The following is a 3,346-nucleotide window of genomic DNA, read 5'->3' on the forward strand; positions in this document are numbered from 1 at the left end:
CGGTATAAACTTTATTGCTACATGATTTTGAAAAAATTTGGATTCGAGGCTTTTGAGCATTTCGCTTATGATGGAATCAGTTGTTATCTACTGCGTAACAGGAATTCGGCTTATAGTAAAAAGCAGATGGAAAAGATTTTTAAAGACACTTATGTTTTTCTCGATGAATGGTTAAGTTAAAATTTGCAGGAGGGTAAAAATAAAAAGGCTTGTAAGGCAGATGCTCTGAGCCAGCTGAGCTAAGCTCCCGTTTTTGTGAACGCTTTTCGTTCGTTGGGATTGCAAAGGTAGAATCTTTTTGAATAACGCCAAATTTTTTTCGAGAATTTTTTTAGCGCAGTTCCCAATCCACGATTTTATTACTCCACTCTTCCCGGAAAGGCGTGGAAATTTTGATATAGTTGTCGGTGTATCCTTCCATCATCCCGTCTTTGCCGTGCGATTCGAACAGCACGGTGCGCGTTTGCCCGGTATGTTGTTCGGTGAAGAACGACATTTTCTTGTGGCTCAGGTTGCGCAGTGCTTTGTTGCGCTCCTGGCGAACGTTCACGGGCACCACCGGTTTGATCGACAGCGCATGCGTGTTGTCGCGCTCGCTGTAGGTGAACACGTGCAGGTACGATACGTCGAGGCTGTGGAGGAAGTCGTAGGTTTCGCGGAAGTGCGCGTCGCTTTCGGAAGGGAAGCCCACAATCACATCCACACCGATGGCGCAATGCGGCATTTTTTCCTTGATGCGCGCTACTTTTTCCGCATACAGCTCGCGGCGATAGCGGCGGCGCATCAGGGCCAGGATATCGTTGCTGCCGCTCTGCAGGGGGATGTGGAAATGCGGCATGAACTTCTTGCTGGACGCCACGAAATCAATGATCTCGTCGGTCAGCAGGTTGGGCTCGATGCTGGAAATCCTGTACCGCTCGATACCTTCCACCTCATCCAGCTGCCGGATGAGCTCGAAGAAGGATTCTTCGCGCTTTTTGCCGCCTTCGAACCCTTTGCCGAAGTCGCCCAGGTTTACGCCGGTGAGCACGATTTCCTTCACACCGTTGCCGGCCAGTTCGCGGACGTTGCGCAGCACGCCTTCGATGGAATCGCTGCGGCTGATGCCCCGCGCCATGGGGATGGTGCAGAAGGAACAGGTATAATCACATCCGTCCTGCACTTTGAGGAACGTACGGGTACGGTCGTTGATGGAATAACTGGAATGGAAAGTATTGACATCCTCGATGTCGCAGGAGCAGACCTTCGCCCCGTCGTCGCCCTTGGTGAGCTCGCGGATGTGGTCGGCGATGTTGAATTTCTCGGCGGCCCCCAGCACGAGGTCCACCCCGGGGATCTCGGCGATCTCCCTGGGTTTGAGCTGGGCATAACAGCCGGTGATCACCACCATGCTGCCCGGGGCGCGGCGCTGGATGCGGCGCACGATCTGCCGGCATTCCTTGTCGGCATTGTCGGTCACGGAACAGGTGTTGATCACGTAAACGTCCGCCGTATCGTCAAATTCCTTCCGCACAAACCCGTCCTTTTCCATCATCCGCCCGAGGGTGGAGGTCTCTGAAAAGTTCAGCTTGCAGCCTAACGTGTGAAATGCCACTGATTTTGTACCTGTCATAAGGATGGCAAAGGTACGATTTCCCGAGGTTTTTCAGCCTGTTGATATATGAAAAGAACGATATGTATCCGCCGCCCTTGAAAAGCTCCCCGGGATACAGTAACTTGCCGGTTTTATGCGTGTAATATCGAAAATCCTGAAGGGCGTCTATGTGGTCTACGCCGGAGTGGTCTGGCTGGCCATCATGCTCGTCATCCTGCTGCCCATCGTGGCCGTCTCCTTCCTGGGGAAAGTGAAGGGAGGGAACTTCGTGTTCTATTTCCTCCGTTTTTGGGCACATGTATGGTTCCCCGCCGTGGGCATCATCGTCACCCGTAAATGGAAGTCCCCCCGCACCAAGGAGCCCTGTATCTACATCGCCAACCACGCCAGTTACCTGGATGCGGCCCTTGCCGTAAAGGTAATGCCCCTTCCTTTCCGCCCTCTCGGCAAAAGCGAGCTCTCCAAAGTACCCCTGTTCGGCATGATTTACAGCCGTTCGGTGGTGCCGGTCGACCGCTCCAGCGCCCGCGGCCGGGTACAGTCCGTCCGCGACATGATGTTCATGCTCCAGCATAAAGTGAGCCTGCTCATCTTCCCCGAAGGCACGACCAACAATTCCGGCCAGCCCCTGCTGCCCTTCCACCAGGGCGCTTTCCGCATCGCCATAGAAACGCAGACCGATATCCGGCCGGTGATTTACGTCGACTGCCGCGCCCGCCTGCAGGAACTCAACCCCATGAGCCTCAACCCCGGCCGCTGCCGCGTGGTGTTCATGGAACCTGTTTCTGTAAAAGGCCTGACCATCGAAGACGTGCCCGCCCTCCGTCAGAAAGTATATGACCTGATGGATGCCGAGCTGCGCAAATTCAGATCGTTCCCGGCGCTCCAGCCTGCATGAAATACGCCGACGTCATATTGCCCTTAGCCCTGCCGCGTAACTACACCTACGCCGTACCGCCCGAAATGGAAGCCTCTGTGCAGCCGGGCTCCCGCGTGGCCGTTCAGCTCGGCAAGCAAAAGCGGTACGCCGGCATCATCAAACGCATCCACGAACAACCGCCTTCCGCATACAAAACCAAACCCATCCAGGACGTGCTCGACAAAGAGCCCGTGGTGTACACCACCCAGCTGGCCTTCTGGGAATGGATCGCGCAATATTACATGTGCAACGAGGGCGACGTCCTCAATGCCGCACTCCCCGCACACCTCAAGCTCTCCAGCGAAACGGTGCTGCTCTACAACGACGCCTTCGGCGACGATTTCACCGATCTCAACGACCACGAATACCTCATCGCCGAAGCCCTCCAGATCCGCAAGGAACTGCGCATCGGGGAAGTGCAGCTCATCCTCGACCGCCTCGATATCTACTCCGTCATCAAACAACTCATTGAAAAACGGGTATGCCTCGTGTACGAAGAGCTGAAGGAATCCTACAAAGCGAAGCTGGAGAATTATGTTTCTCTCCGGCCCGGACTGGAAACCGACGAAGCCCTCGCCCCGTTGTTCGATGAGCTGAGCCGCGCGCCCAAGCAAATGGAACTCCTGCTCGCATACCTCCACCTCGTGAAAACGCAGGGTGCCGTACTGCAAAGCGAACTGCTCAAAAACTCTGGCGCCTCCGCCGCGCAGCTCAAAGGGCTCGTCGATAAAAAGATCTTGCTGGTGGAGAAGCGGCAAGTAGACAGGGTGCCCCTGGGCAAAGTAGAGACGCTGCTTGATTTTGATCTCAGTCCCGCCCAGGAAACCGCGCTG

Annotated in this window: 2 protein-coding genes and 1 pseudogene; 2 read left to right on the plus strand and 1 reads right to left on the minus strand. The window is 55.1% G+C overall.

The features are described 5' to 3' along the window. Nucleotides 1-331: 331 nt before the first annotated feature. Complete coding sequence (gene mtaB, locus Q0510_RS22525; protein ID WP_298716750.1) at nucleotides 332-1,594, minus strand: tRNA (N(6)-L-threonylcarbamoyladenosine(37)-C(2))-methylthiotransferase MtaB; 1,263 nt, start codon at nucleotides 1,592-1,594, stop codon at nucleotides 332-334. 133 nt (nucleotides 1,595-1,727) lie between these two features. Here mtaB and Q0510_RS22530 point away from each other — a divergent pair, with 133 nt between their 5' ends. After that, nucleotides 1,728-2,492: a 1-acyl-sn-glycerol-3-phosphate acyltransferase gene (locus tag Q0510_RS22530; protein WP_298716752.1), complete on the plus strand. Its 765-nt coding sequence runs from the start codon at nucleotides 1,728-1,730 to the stop codon at nucleotides 2,490-2,492. Continuing rightward, nucleotides 2,489-3,346: pseudogene (locus Q0510_RS22535) on the plus strand (primosomal protein N'); the annotation flags it as partial. The gene Q0510_RS22530 and the pseudogene Q0510_RS22535, both read left to right, overlap by 4 nt.

It is taken from the genome of uncultured Chitinophaga sp., assembly GCF_937874145.1.
Classification (GTDB): Bacteria; Bacteroidota; Bacteroidia; order Chitinophagales; family Chitinophagaceae; genus Chitinophaga.